This window comes from Desulfococcus sp., from assembly GCF_050178255.1.
Lineage (GTDB): Bacteria > Desulfobacterota > Desulfobacteria > Desulfobacterales > Desulfococcaceae > Desulfococcus > Desulfococcus multivorans.
Window position 1 is genome coordinate 1 of the sequence record NZ_JBFXGG010000038.1, and the last position, 13801, is coordinate 13801.

Annotated in this window: 10 protein-coding genes; 1 reads left to right on the top strand and 9 read right to left on the bottom strand. The window is 54.8% G+C overall.

Going from position 1 to position 13801, the window contains the following annotated elements; all coding sequences use genetic code 11:
• The 5 genes from AB7S84_RS09225 to AB7S84_RS09245 form a co-directional block, all read right to left on the bottom strand.
• Window positions 1-1715, bottom strand: a 1715-nt coding sequence (locus AB7S84_RS09225) for a chloride channel protein (RefSeq protein WP_428154053.1), incomplete at its 3' end; no start/stop codon positions are given.
• 8 nt (window positions 1716-1723) lie between these two features.
• Window positions 1724-2425 carry a PTS sugar transporter subunit IIA gene (locus tag AB7S84_RS09230; protein ID WP_040414875.1) on the bottom strand — a complete coding sequence of 234 codons (702 nt, stop codon included), beginning with the start codon at window positions 2423-2425 and terminating at the stop codon, window positions 1724-1726.
• Between the two features lie 280 nt (window positions 2426-2705).
• Complete coding sequence (locus AB7S84_RS09235; protein ID WP_020876572.1) at window positions 2706-3185, bottom strand: metallophosphoesterase family protein; 480 nt, start codon at window positions 3183-3185, stop codon at window positions 2706-2708.
• An 89-nt stretch (window positions 3186-3274) separates the two neighbouring features.
• Window positions 3275-5521, bottom strand: a complete 2247-nt coding sequence (locus AB7S84_RS09240; protein ID WP_020876573.1) for a hypothetical protein — start codon at window positions 5519-5521, stop codon at window positions 3275-3277.
• A 36-nt stretch (window positions 5522-5557) separates the two neighbouring features.
• Window positions 5558-6970, bottom strand: a complete 1413-nt coding sequence (locus AB7S84_RS09245) for a protein kinase domain-containing protein (RefSeq protein WP_070962263.1) — start codon at window positions 6968-6970, stop codon at window positions 5558-5560.
• 345 nt (window positions 6971-7315) lie between these two features.
• On the opposite strand from AB7S84_RS09245, the gene AB7S84_RS09250 reads away from it, so the two are divergent.
• Window positions 7316-9346, top strand: a complete 2031-nt coding sequence (locus AB7S84_RS09250; protein ID WP_020876575.1) for a response regulator — start codon at window positions 7316-7318, stop codon at window positions 9344-9346.
• A 28-nt stretch (window positions 9347-9374) separates the two neighbouring features.
• On the opposite strand, the gene mgtE is transcribed toward AB7S84_RS09250, so the two are convergent.
• The 4 genes from mgtE to pstB form a co-directional block, all read right to left on the bottom strand.
• On the bottom strand, window positions 9375-10727 hold the full coding sequence (mgtE, locus tag AB7S84_RS09255) for a magnesium transporter (RefSeq protein ID WP_428154057.1): 1353 nt from the start codon (window positions 10725-10727) through the stop codon (window positions 9375-9377).
• 21 nt (window positions 10728-10748) lie between these two features.
• On the bottom strand, window positions 10749-11942 hold the full coding sequence (locus AB7S84_RS09260; RefSeq protein ID WP_020876577.1) for a GAK system CofD-like protein: 1194 nt from the start codon (window positions 11940-11942) through the stop codon (window positions 10749-10751).
• Between the two features lie 394 nt (window positions 11943-12336).
• On the bottom strand, window positions 12337-12996 hold the full coding sequence (phoU, locus tag AB7S84_RS09265; RefSeq protein WP_020876578.1) for a phosphate signaling complex protein PhoU: 660 nt from the start codon (window positions 12994-12996) through the stop codon (window positions 12337-12339).
• A 16-nt stretch (window positions 12997-13012) separates the two neighbouring features.
• A complete protein-coding gene (gene pstB, locus AB7S84_RS09270) occupies window positions 13013-13774 on the bottom strand; it encodes a phosphate ABC transporter ATP-binding protein PstB (RefSeq protein ID WP_020876579.1) in 762 nt (253 codons plus the stop codon).
• Window positions 13775-13801 lie beyond the last annotated feature (27 nt).

Consider the following 13801-nt stretch of genomic DNA (forward strand, 5'->3'; position numbering starts at 1 on the left):
GATTGTACACGAAGTTCCTGACGATAGCGGTCCAGAAGCGTTGCCTTGGAGATCATCCCGATAAATCGCTTGTTGGAAATGACCGGCAGGCTGAACAGGTGTTTCTCATCCATCAACTGCAGCACTTCCGTCAGGTCTTCGTCCAGGGAAACCACCTCGACATCCCTGTCCAGAATCTGTTCCAGAACCACGGCGTCATACATACCCGGATTGAAGAGATAGGGCCGTATATCGTCGAGATGGACCATACCGAGATAGTCCCCGCTTACGGGATCTTCGACAGGGAAGTGATTCCGCCGGGACCGTTTGACAATCTCAATGAAGTCTCGAAGCAGCATGTCGGGAGTTACACTGATGCAGTCTTTCTCGAGGAGTTCCTGAATGCTCAGGTCCGACAGCACCCGGCCGTCGGTCCCGGGGCGGAGCAGCTGCCCCTTGTCCACCAGTTCCTTAAGATAGAAAGAGGCCGGCTCGATGTACTGGCAGACCGTTGAAGAGATGGTCGACACGATGATGAGCGGCAGAATGACACCGTAATCGCCGGTGATTTCAATAATCAGAAAAATAGCGGTCAGAGGAGCCTGGAGCATGCCGCTGATCAACCCGGCCATTCCCAGCAGCGCAAAGCAACCTTCATTGACCCATGCCACGGAAGGCCAGACGAAGGCAAGTCCACGATGAAACGTCAACCCCGCCAGACTCCCGATCACCAGGGCCGGTGCGAAAATTCCACCGGAGCCGCCCCACCCGAGTGTGAAAGACGTGGCGGCCACTTTGGCCAGCATCCCCACCGCCACCAGAACAAATCCCGGGGTATAAATCCCGTCGATCATCTCCTGAATGGAATGATATCCCTCCCCCAGAACCACCGGGAAAAAGCTGCCGATAACACCGACCACAGCGCCGCCGATGGCGGCCCGAATCCAGACCGGCATGGGCAAACGGGCCGAATGGCGGGGCATGGCCCTGAGCGCGTGTGTCAAGAGAATAGCCGTAAAGGCGCACAGTACCGCCAGACCAAAGCTGGCCAAGGTGTCGGGAAACCCAATGTCGAACTCGCGATGATCGAAAACGATATTGTTGCCCTGAAGAACACGGGAAATCTCCGTTCCGGCCACTGATGCAATGGCGATAGGGATGATGTTGAGGGCGGTCCATTCACCTAGAATCACCTCGACGGTAAACACCATTCCGGCAATAGGGGCGTTGAAAATCGAAGATATCGCTCCGGCGGCGCCGCAGCCAACGAGGGTGATCCGCTGTCGCTCGTTGAGGGAGAAAAAGGTGGCGATATTGGAACCGATGGCGGCGCCGCTCATGACCACCGGCGCCTCAGGTCCGGCGGAACCGCCGCTGCCGATGGTCAGGCAGCTGGAAATGAGACGGGAGAAGCTGGAGCGGAAACGAAGAAGCCCGCCATAACGAGAGACGCTGTAGATCACCTCCGGCACGCCGTGCCCCGCACCCTCCTTGACGATCTTGTTCATGAACAGCGAGGAAAGCATGGCGCCACCTGCCGGGAGGGAAAACGCCCACCAGTAATAACGGTAAGCATGCGTCCATTCCAGAAGGACGATGAGGGATCGGCTCAGCGCCACGGCGGCCAGGCCGCTGCATGTTCCGACGATGATGCCCATCAGGATGAGCAACATGCGGTCATCGAGGCGGAAGATACTCCATTTCCCGGGGTATCGCAGAGGGATCATCCTGCCCATCGACCCGCCTACACCAATCCCTTTTTGTTCATGGTCCTTTCGAAGGCCTCGATCCTGGCCTCAAAAGCGTCAGGATCCGGTATGGTTTTCAGAAAACTGACGAACGCGTCGTCACGTACGCAGAACGACAGCCGCGACAGAATCTGAAGATGCTGTTTTGGCGTCGGGCTCAGAAGAAAAAAAAGAACGAACACCGGCCGACTGTCTACAGCCAGGTAGTCGATCGGCTTGTCGAGGAAGCCGGTGACGATAACCGACTGATCAATCTCATCCAAAAACGGCATTCGGGGATGCGGAATAGCGACGCCTTTTCCGATCCCGGTCGATGTCAGACGCTCCCGTTCGAGGAGTCGCTCAAGCAGCTCCGTTTTGACCTCGGCAGGAAACACCGTCATCGCCTCCACCGCCGACGCCAGGACCTCATCCGTCGTATCGCCGTGAATCCCGTAGAGAATCTCTCCCCGCTTCATCGCGGACAGGAGCGTTTCGCTGTCCGGCACACCAACGGCATCCGCTCCAGGGGCGGCCGGGGCGTCCTGAAGGGAAAACGCCAACTTATGGGATTTAGCCCACTTCTCCAGAGCCGTCCTGTCAACGGTATAGGTCTGTCCGCTCCGCTTGATGGGGATCCGACCTTGGCGAATCCATCGTTCCACGGTGCTGAGGGGGAGATCAAGACTTCGGGCGACGTCGTTGATGGTCAACTTCATGACTTCCACGCAGGCTAACACTGCAATCGGGATTATTATAGGAATCAGCACCCATTTTCATCCTGCGGATCCTATAACCGTTCGCGCCGGACCGCCCCTGTATTCAAGCGGGTCCGACATCACCACGCACAGGAAAACCGATGGGCTGCTCGAGAAACCGTTTCTTTAAAAATCTTGATTATAATTGAATATTCATTTAAAATCAATTCGTTTAACCAAAAGACTGATTTTTGTCCGGGGGCAACCTTCCATGAAATCGAAACGGATGTCCATACTATGGTTAAAATGTGAGTATTTTAGGGGACAATCTTCCGTCGTTGATCTCAAGAAGCGCTGCTGAAATGGGATAATCGAATCGTCGGGGGCCGACGCTGCCCGGATTCAGGAACAGGACGCCATTCTTCTCTTCAATACAAGGCTGATGCGTGTGTCCGCTGACGACAACGTCCACGCCGGCGCTACCGGCGTCCAAATCCAGTTGCATGAGATCATGGAGAACGTAAATCATGATCTCTCCCACGGAAACCATCTCAAAAGCTGGAATGGCATCCGCAGCCCAATTGCCGTCCGTATTCCCTTTCACCGCGACGACCGGGGCAAGCTTTTCCAATTCCCTCAGTACCGCTGTTCCGCCCACATCCCCCGCATGAATGATCAGGTCGACCTTTGCGAAGGCTTTATAAATACAGTTCCGGAGAAGGCCGTGGGTATCGGACAGAATGCCGACCCGGTATTTGTTCTTTTTCTGGATTGTAACCATGATACCGAACTCCCGCTCTTGTATTTTTTCCCGATTCCACACCCTTCCATGGTAATGCCGCTGTGCTCCGATGCAAGCACCGATCGCTGTTATCCCCTGAGATTTTCAACAATTTTCCGCAACTTCCTGTTGGTGCATATCTCATAATACTTTCGATCGGTAAGTCCCTTCACCGTGTAATGGTTTGGATCGATTCTGACAATCGGCGCCTCACGAATCACCAGGCGTTGAATCTCACCGCTCACCAGGGGAAATTTTCCCGTGTAAAATTTCATTTTGCTGTGCCGACTCGCCCTGGAAGCGTTTACCGTAAAGGTCTGGATCTCGATTTCTTCTCTCAATTGTTGAAATCCGGTCGAACTGAGTTCGATCCCGTTGACATTATAGCGTAAAAAGAGATCGTCATCCACCTCGGACATCGCCTCGTCCGACATCGACTGGAACACATAGAGGTTGAACGGGGCGCTTTCCTTGAAAAGGGCCTGCTTCAGCGGCTTGGAGCACCCGGCCAGGCGGTCTGCTATATTGATGGCCGAGGATATCATGATGCGCTGGTCACCGTCGAAAAGAAAGGCCGGCCGACCGGCGGTGTATGTGATGCCGATACCAAGCTCTATGTCCGGCAGGCGGTATTTCCCGTTTCTCAAGTTGCAGCTTTTGACGATGGACAGAATACTGACCGCCAAACCGCAGGCCCTGGCCACGCTGTACCGTCCCGCCGACTCGCTTTCCCGTTCAAATATCGACAGGATGAGGGCATCCCCTTCCACAAAGACCTTCTCCGCACCGTAATCCGGTAGAATCTCCGTAATGGGGTCAAAGAAATTAAGACTGAAGTAGGATGCCGGGTTCAGGTCCCGCATCATCATCCGGTGAGTGATCGTCGTGGATCCGCGCACATCGGCCTTGAGGATGACATGACTCGAGATGGGTTTTTCCTGAAAACGACGCTCGTGCGGCAGCAGAAATTCGTAAAGGGTATTGTTTACACGGGAGAGATTGATGATTTTCGGATCGGTCGCCATGTTGATCTGATCCATTGACTCCCGAATGGCTTTGTAATCCTGGAAATCTCTATGAAACTGAACAAAATTTTTCAAAAATCGAATCAGATAGCCATATTCGCGCTTAATCCGCGTCCACCAGATCTGCCGGCGAATCCGGTGAAGCGGTTTCGTCGAAAATGTTTTTCCGTAAAACCGACTTATCTGCTTCAGGCGAACGGCGACATTCTTTCGGACCCGCCGATCGATGAGAAACTGAGCGATAAGCTGAGGAACCAGGGGCGGACAGAATTCGAGGTAGACCGGCTGCATTTCATAAACAGCGAGGATCTTTTCCAGGATACCATCTTGTTCGAACTTTCGAGACAGAATCCAAAGACGCTCTCTTTGCTCCCGCGAAAACTTTTTGAGACGGCGAATATCCTTATCCGTCCCTGATTTCCGGAACGATCGGTATCGATAGGTGGTTTGAAAGCTGTTGAAAAAAAAATCGATGTTTTCCACCCTTTTCAGGCATCCGTCGAAATCGGGGTGCCTCCTCGAATCGTCCGGATGAAACGGCGCAAGATGAGGGGTTTCATAAATTTCAAAAAGAATTTTTTTGACGGACGAGAGGAGCGACTCGTATCGATCCGGATCTTCCGGCCGGTGCCCGAACATGATGTCGTAATGCTTGAGTGTGAAATAATCGTCAAAAGGGTTTTCGGCAAAGAACATGGGATTGGAAAAGACCGTATCGGGAATCACCGTCCGATCTCCGAAATTGATGCGCCGCAGTTCGTTCAGGTCCTTTTGGTTGATCTCCTGGAGGTTCAGGAAAACGTCTCGGCCGACCCCTCGAATGACGGCCTGGCGATTTTCCTTCACGGTAATTATTTTTTTATCCAGTTCAACGGCATCATCCTGATTGTGGGAGAGTTCATATCCTCGGCTGATTTCCTTGAGCCGCCCCTCGAAGTGCTCGAACTGTTCCGGAATAGCGTCCAGCAACAACTTTAACAATGAAAGCTGTACCAACCGATCAATCTCGATTTCCCGCTCGGATTTGGCGCTGTTGATGCCGTAAAGCAAAATCTCGCGGCAATGCCGTCTGAACTTCTCCCGAATCCTGGTAAGGCTCACCCCTTTCCCGAGATGCAGCACTTCCTCGGTCTGGGTCTGCTTCACGATGATCTGGAAAATGAAATGCTGAACCGTCTTGTGAAAATCGCCGCTGAAATAGACGTCGTGCCGGATGTTGTCGACGCCGGTTTTCAGACGGTCCAGGGACAGATCAAGAGCGTAGATGCCCGGGCAGGTCGTTTCGGACAATGGGAATTCTTTTTCCAACATTTTTTCCGCCTGACGTCAATGTCCAAGGCAATTGGATCAAGAGCGTTCGCCGGTCGCTTGAGCAGCGTTGAATTCATCCGTCGAGCCTGAGCGATCACATACCGCCCTTACATAACAACGCGCCGTATGGTCATGCCATGCAACAAAACCGAGATCCAAGCTGACATACCAGGCGGCCGCCGGGGAACGCCTGTCACTGCTCCATAGTCCCCTTTGGGTCTCATCAAAAACCGATGATATGCAAAGGGTCTCCTGGGGATAGGTCTTCATCAAAAGCGTCGTGAGTTCGGCCACCGTCGGCAGCCGCCAATCGGTCCGGCCTGAAAATCCTTGGTCGTTGAGACCGCGGACATAGTGGCGGGCACGATCCCACGTCATGGGATATTCGGATCCGGACCGCTCCCACAGAAGACCAGTGGCGCGATCGGCAACGACGTCGTCGACATCGACGTTGAAATCGTTTTCGGTGTATACCTGAGGTCGGAAAAGCTCATCCAACCCGAACAGTCTCCGTGCCTTTTTGAGATCGACATTCAAAGGACGACTTCTCGGCTTCTCATATTCGACCGTTGCCGGCGCATCGGATGCCAGGTCTTCCAGACCGGTCGGATACGGATACCGGCAGATTTTTTCCTGCTTGCCGCGCCAAACGGCATAGACGTCATCCAACGCCGCCAGCATGGACCTGGCCCGGCGATACCGCCGCAGGGGCGACGGCTCGATGGCTTTGAGAAGAAAGCGGTCCCAGAAGACGTCAAGATCCGGATTGTGGGCCTGAGGAGAAGCGGGATCCTTCATGGGCAGAATTCCGGTCAACATTCGGTAAAACATCACCCCCACCGAAAAAAGGTCGGCACTGAAATCGACGGCGTCCGGATCCTTCTGTTGTTCCGGGGATGCGTACCCCGGTGTGCCGACCTTGAGGTTGGAAGGCCCCCTGAAGGGGTATCCTCTCATTTTGGAAAGACCGAAATCACAGATTTTGACGGTGTCGTAATCGGTGATCAGGACATTGAACGGTTTGATATCTCGGTGAACCACACCGGCATAATGGAGGCAGGCCAACCCCTCAAGTATCTGGCGAATATATCGAACAGCCTTCTCCGCAGGAATCCGACGCGAGGGCTTTTCAATCATGTGGCTTTCTCCGATCATGGTCCCCAGATTGTTGCAATGATAATCCATGATGTAGAAAGGCATTCCCTCCGCCTCATCAAAATCCCAGACATCCAGCAGATTCGGGTGTTTCAAATTCGCCATGGTAACCGCTTCCCGGACAAACATTCCCCGGATATTTTCCAAACCCAGCAGGTCCGTCAGAAGCGGGTCGGGCTTGAGCAGCTTCAATGCGACAATCTTACCCGTAACAGGCATTTCGACCTTGTACACCCGGCCCATGCCGCCCCGACCAAGCTGCCCTCTGACAATATATCTCCCGATTTTTTTCATAAGGGTATCTTCGGCTAATATGCCGGTATATATAAATTTAGCTATGGTGATTTCGATTTCATCTATCAATACTTAATAATTATAGTAAATTTTTCCCTTGTTCTCAATCGAATTGTGGCCTATCGTCTCATCGTCGCCCTCTTCAGATGACCACGATTGTCCTTACCCGACTTCCGACTCTCGTGATGGTGGGCCCAAAAAGATGCCGACAGGGGACGGCCGTCTTCTGTCGGCACCGGTCTCCAGACACCGAAGGTTGCGTTTTTTATTCGACGTTGCTCTGAAATTCACATGAACATCCGAGGTGAAACCCCCTAACGTTGCCGGTGACCTGAAGGGAAGAATATGACCGTTCAAGACGTGACATCTCCTCTTGTCGTCGTGGTCAACGACGATGTCATTCAATTGCGCGTCCTGTCCAATATGCTGGCGCAGGAGGGTCTTATCGCCCAAGCCTTCGATACCGCCGGAGAGGCGTTGGAAAATATGCTCTCCTCGGCGTTGCCGGACCTGATCGTCACCGACCTCCATATGCCCGGCATCGACGGCTGGCGATTCTGTCGGCTGCTGCGATCTATGGAATATGCCGCCTTCAATGCCGTACCGATTCTCGTGGTGTCCGCCACCTTTTCCGGCGAGGATGTCAGACAGATCACCGCGAGGCTCGGCGCCGACGCCTTTCTGCCCGTCCCCGTCCGAACGACCACATTCATCAATCAGGTCAATGGTCTTCTCAAGGGGCACACCTCCCGGATCAAAACCCGTGTCCTGATCGTCGATCCGGATGCAACCAGCATCCAGAAGCTGAAATCCGCGTTCGAATACGCGGGGTATTACGCCGCCACGGCCTTCAGCGGTCTCGAAGCCGTAAATTGCCTCAGAGAACGCAAGGCGGAAATCATCGTCCTGGAACATCAGCTACCCGACACCTCCGGAGACCGACTCCTGAAGGAACTCCGGCAGATGCATCCGCAAGGTGTGTTCATCATGATTGCCAACGACCCGCGGCCCGAGCTCGCCCTCGGATGGATGCAGCAAGGTATCGCCGCATATGCCAGGAAGCCTTTCGACCCACAATGTCTGATCACCTTGTGTGAAAATGCGTGTCGGGAGCGGGCGCTTCTCCACATTGAGGACACTCTGGAGGAGCGCACCCGGGAACTCCTCAACAGCGAAGCGAGATACCGGTTCATATACGACAAGTCTCCGGTAATGATGCATTCTATCGACCGGAACAGGCGGTTCTGCGACGTCAACCGGAAATGGCTTGTCGAAATGGGTTATAAACGGGAGGAGGTTATTGGCCGGGATGCCTATTTCATGGTTCACCCGGAGGATCCGGCCCTGACGACTTCTGATAAGACGCCGGTTTTTGGTCATGAAAGTGTCACCGATTTCCCCTGCCGATTCCAAAAAAAAGACGGCAGCCCCATCGATGTGCTCGTCAGCTCAGAGGCCGTCACGAACCGTCATGGGGAAAAGATCGGCATCTGCGTGGTAAGGGACGTCACCCGTCAGAAGCGGATGGAAAATGAACGGCTGATCCTGGAATCTCAAATTCAGAAATTCGAGGGTCTGAACCTTATGGCCGGCAGCGTGGCCCACAATTTCAACAACCTGCTGATGGGCATCATGGGCAACCTGGAGATGGCCGCCGTCGCCCTTGGCCCCGACACACCGATCATGCGCAATATCAAAGCGGCAGGGCAGGCGGCCGAACGTGCAGCGGAGCTGAGCAGCATGATGCTGACCTATGCCGGACGGGGGCTGATCACAGCCCAGACCATCAACCTACCCGAACTGGTGGAGGAGATGATCGGTCTCCTGAAGATCTCGATTACGGACAAGGCGGATATTCTGTTCGTCAGAAGTAAGGAACCGGTGTTCATTAAAGGAGATGCCGCCCAGATCAACCAGGCCGTTATCAACGTCGTTTCCAACGCAGCGGAATCCTTTGGACAAAATCCGGGGCGCATCACCCTGTCCATCGGGACGACCTACTGCGGTCGCAATACCTTCCAAACCCCGTTCCATGACGACAACCTGCCGGAGGGTGATTACGCCTACCTTGACATCACCGATACGGGATGCGGCATGACCGCGAACACCCATACCCGCGCCTTCGATCCCTTCTTCACCACCAAATTTACGGGTCGGGGATTGGGACTTTCGGCCGTTCTCGGCATCGTCAGGGCCCATCGGGGAGCGATATCCATTCAAAGCCGGGAGGGCCGGGGAACCTCGGTCAAAATGCTGTTTCCCGCCCTTCCGATGAACATGGAAAAAACGGCGGAATGCACGTCTGCAACCACCGCCAATATACAGAGAGAACATCCGGTGCTCCCTGAATCAGAGTCGTCAGGGTGTCGACGCTGAACGTCGCGAGCAGTTTCAGAAGAGGCGATTAGAGACCCAGAAGGATCGATGCGATCCGGAAGTAAAAAAACACGGCGATGATGTCGATGGAGGTGGTTACGAAAGGCCCCGTGGCCACGGCAGGGTCGACGTTCATTCTCGCAAAGACCATGGGCACCAGAGATCCTACAAGGGCCGCCACCGACATGGAACAGATGACTGCGGAGCCCACCGCCAGAGCCAATTTGGGGCCGCTGAAACGGAATTGGGCAACCACCCCGATGAGCGTCCCGTACACAAGCCCCAGAAGCAATCCAATGGAGAGTTCCTTGAAGACCACGGACCAGATCTCCCGCACGTCCAGAAACCCCGTGGAAATGCCGCGGACCACGATAGTGGACGACTGGGTGCCGATATTGCCGCCCATGCCCATGATGACGGGGATGAAGGCGGCGAGTGCGGACACCTGTTTCAGACTCTCCTCAAACTCCCCGATGATGAAGGTGGCGGCAAGACCGCCGAAACAGCTGGCCAGAAGCCACGGCATTCTGATCCGGGTGTTCTTCAGTATGGACTTCGATTCGATGAATTCCGTTCCCACGCCGGCCATCTTGAGGATGTCCTCGGTGGCCTCCTCCTTGATGATGTCGATGACATCGTCCACCGTAATGATCCCCATCAGCGTGTTGGTGTCGTCCACCACCGGAACCGCCAGGATGTCGTAGCGCGCCACCAGCTTGGCCACTTCCTCCTGGTCCGTGTCGGTCCGGACCGAGAAGACGTCCGTGGACATGAAGGCCTTGAGGGGGGTATCGGGTGAGACGACCACCAGCTGCCGCAGCGAGCTCACTCCGACAAGCTTGCCGTATTCGTCCACGACATAGAGATAAAAGGGCATCTCCACGTCCTTGTAATCCTTCTGGAACATCTTGATGGCCTCGCCGGCCGTGGCATCCTCCCTGAGGGCGATGAAATCCGGCACCATGATGCCGCCCGCGGTATCATCGCCGTACTTCAGAAGATTCTCCACCTCCTCCTGTCCTTCACGCTTCATCTTCTTGAGGATGGCGTCGGATTTTTCATCACGCAGCTGGCCCAGAAGATCGGCGACGTCATCACTGGGCATGGCTTCGAGGACAGGAACGATGTCGTCGACGTTCATCTGTTCCACGAAAGCAAGGAAGGTGGCCTCATCCAGCTCGCTGAAAAGGATACCCTTTTTTTCGACGTCATCGATGAGTTCGAAGAGCTTGTGCTGCTGCCGGACCGTCAGATAAGGAAAGACGTCCGACAGATCGGCGGCGTGGGTTTTGTTGACGATTTTGCGCAGGTGTGGAATGGCGTTTCGTCTCAGCAGCCGTTTGATGCTCTCAATGAGGATTTTGTTTTTGTCCTGAAGCATGGCTCTCCTTCCAACGTTGCATCAAGACAGCGACAGCAACACCGGAACCAGAAGTTTTTCATCGATCAGCGGCTCGGATTCGTCGCTCACCAGAGTCGTATCGATAACATTGATGCCCATCCGCGTCAACTCCTCCCGGTCCAGTTCCCCATGGTAATCGCCCCGGACCTGGTCCACCAGGATAAAATCGAGAACCCCCCGGGTTTCCTGGACGTTTGGATCGTCCCTGTTCAAAAAAAAGGCCAGGCATCGGATCTGATCCATGATGCCCATGCCGACGGTTTCCGGATCGCATCCACCGGTGTTCGGAATGAAGATTTTGGGACAGGCGGTTCGCCGGACCGCCCGACCCACGCCCCGGGGCAAGAGGTTGGCGACAAGGCTTGTATAGAAGCTGCCCATGGGATAACAGATCAGATCGGCCTCCTCGATGAGGGTCGCCGTCTTCTGTCGGATCGGAACATGCACGGGCTCCGGACGTTGCGGGTTCGACGTCAGCCAGAGGTCCGTGATGCGGGAGCCCAGGGGCGACACCTCCTTGCCCGTCATCAAGTGCTGCCCGACGATCCGTCGGCCGTCCGCCAGCGCGGCAACCAGATGAAGGTATTTGTTGATCACCGGTCGCACCACCCCCCGCACCTGGACCAGTTTGGAGAAAATATAGATGATGGTGTCGAGGTTGCGCCGGTTGTCGAGATAGCCCGCCGTCAGGATGAGATTTCCGATGCTCGCCTTTCTCAGATCAAAATCCCGGGGCATGAATTCTATAAAAAGATGCAGGTAATGACGGATGATTCTGCGCATGGGATCGGGGATTTCGGCGACCAGGGGATGACGGCCGGCGATCATCTCCGCCATCTCCCCCTTCAGGACCGTCGGGTCACCGTCTTCAGGGAACCGACAGGCAAATAGCCTGAAAATTTCCGGATATCCCTGGAGGCTGCTGTCGGCCAGGGCCAGAAGGCGGTTACGCACATCCCCGATGGCGGGCATCTTGAAAGCCTCCCGGAGCCTGGCCGAGCTCCCGCCCGAATCGAAGGGGGTGATGACGTGAATGGAGTTGTGGGTGTACTGAATGAGCTCGGCGCAGGTATCTTTCAGCGCACTCCCGCCGCTGAAAAAGAGTATCTTGGGCCCCAGTTCGGGGCAATGCCGGTGGCGGGCCGACTTGACCGGGTCCGGCAATCGGATGTTACGGGTGATCTTGATGAACATGGTTCATGGATGTCCTTCTCTTTGCACCGTCATTCCTGCAGCCGTCCCGTCTCCGAAAAGATCCTGCAGGATTCATTTTTGTGTCGCCAACCCGAATTGCAGACACCGCGATCTCATGGATCGATCTCTGCCTATCAAGCCAACAAGGTCCGCGTCAAGAGCGTCATGCAAAACCTTGCAAGACACCACGCGGCATGGGGCTTCCCCCACTTCTTTCAGGGCCTTCAACGCCCTGACACGTCAAGGTGTTGACTCAACTTTCAGATGGTGATCATAGCAGCTGAAACAACGGCGCGGGGCGCAAACCGTCCCATGCCGGCACCGGCCCATGAATCCCGAAAACTGTTAAAACGTCCACGTCGAACCATAGACCACATCGATCGAGAGCTTTTTCTCAATAATCCTTATGGCGGACAATCTCGCCCTCCACGAGGTAGATCACCTCCTCGGCGATGTTGGTGGCGTGATCGCCGATCCGTTCCAGATGCCGGGAGATCAGAAATTTGTTCATCAGATATTCCACGTTGCCTGGGAAAGCGAGCATATCCTTCATGACCCGCCGGTACATCTCATGATGGAGGTTGTCCACCTCGTCATCCAGGAGAAGCACCTTGAAGGCCAAATCGACATCCAGGTTGATCATGGCGTCCAACCCCTTGTTCAACATGGCCTGAACCCGCCTGACCAGATCACCGTAGTCATAGCTGATACCGCAGCCGTCATGGCACTGAATGATCTTCTTGAGCCGATGAGCGATATTGGTCGCCTCGTCGGCGATGCGCTCCAGCTCGCTGTTGATCTTGATGACGGCAATAATAAACCGGAGGTCCACCGCCACCGGCTGGTAGAGCGCCAGAATCTTGAGGCACTCCTCCTCGATCTCGACCTCTTCTTCGTTGATTAGATAATCCGATTTGATGATCCGCTCCGCGTCGAAGAGTTCCCGGGATTCGATGACCCTGCCCGCCAGGCGGAGCCGATCCTCCACCTGAGCCCCGAGCCCCAGAACCCGTTTTTTTAATTTTTCCAGTTCCTTTTGAAAGTGTTTGGCCATAAGCACGTCCTTTTCATCAACCGAAACGGCCGGTAATGTAATCTTCTGTTTGCTTGAACCTGGGACGGGTAAACACCGTATCGGTCTCACCGACCTCGATCAGCTTGCCCATGTAAAAAAAAGCGGTCATGTCCGATACCCGGGCGGCCTGCTGCATGCTGTGGGTCACGATGATGATGGTGTAGAGTTCCTTCAGTTCGTGAATCAAGTCCTCGATTTTCTGGGTGGCGATGGGGTCGAGGGCTGAGGCCGGCTCGTCCATCAACAACACCTCGGGTTCGACGGCCAGAGCCCTGGCGATGCAGAGCCGCTGCTGCTGCCCACCGGACAGCCCCAGAGCCGTATCGTCGAGACGGTCCTTGACCTCTTCCCAAAGAGCGGCCCGCTTGAGGCTTTCTTCTACCCGGTGTTGAATGAAGGCTTTGTCCTTCACGCCGTTCACTCGAAGACCGTAAGCGGTGTTTTCGAAGATGCTCTTGGGAAAGGGATTGGGTTTCTGAAAGACCATGCCCACCCGACGCCGAAGCATGACCACGTCGAGGGATGGGTCGTAGATGTCCTCGTCATCGAGCATGATCTTTCCTTCCACCCGGCTGATGGGGATGAGATCGTTCATCCGGTTGAGACAACGCAGGTACGTGCTTTTGCCGCACCCTGACGGACCGATGAGAGCAGTTACCTGGCATTCCTGAAATTGCAGATTGACGTTGTGCAACGCCTGAAAATCCCCGTAATAAAAATTCAGATCTGTTGACGTCATCTTGAGCTTGGGAGACATCGTGATGTTCCTTTTCGGATTCTGGCC